This is a genomic window from Clostridium sp. MCC345, from assembly GCF_018785345.1.
GTDB lineage: Bacteria > Bacillota > Clostridia > Lachnospirales > Anaerotignaceae > Anaerotignum_A > Anaerotignum_A faecicola.
In genome coordinates this window covers 1-579 of sequence record NZ_WQPP01000066.1, presented here as the reverse complement: position 1 = coordinate 579, position 579 = coordinate 1, and the positions used below count along the sequence as shown (strand labels likewise).

At 58.4% G+C, this 579-nt stretch carries 1 pseudogene; it reads left to right on the top strand.

Features of this window, described 5'->3' with window-relative positions:
* Positions 1-579: pseudogene (locus tag GPK49_RS12820) on the top strand (relaxase/mobilization nuclease domain-containing protein); the annotation flags it as partial.

The following is a 579-nucleotide window of genomic DNA, read 5'->3' as shown; positions in this document are numbered from 1 at the left end:
AAGAGTGAAGTCATGGAGATGTGCCACCGGGAGGGGCTTTACCAAATCGACCTCTTGAACGGCAGCAAGGAACGGATAACCGAACGGGAATACTGGGCGGCAAAGAAAGGGCAGCTTGCCCTTGATAAAGAGAACGCCGCCAGAGAAGCCGCAGGACAGCCGACCAAGCCCACCAAGTTTGAAACGGACAAGGCGAAGCTGCGCCGGACGATACGGCAGGCACTTTCCCAAGCTGCCAGCTTTGACGAGTTTTCTTCCCTTTTGCTGCGGGAGGGTGTGACCGTCAAGGAGAGCCGGGGGCGGCTTTCCTACCTCACACCGGACAGGACAAAGCCTATCACAGCCCGGAAGCTGGGGGACGATTTTGACAAGGCTGCTGTCCTTGCCCTGCTCACGCAGAACGCCCACAGAGCCGCCGAACAGACCAAAGCCATACCCGAATATCCTGCCGCAGTTAAAAAGCCGTTACAAGGGGAAAAAACCACAAAAACCACCCCGGCAGACAACACCTTGCAGCGCATGGTTGACCGGGAAGCCAAGCGAGCCGAGGGCAAGGGCGTGGGCTATGACCGCTGGGCG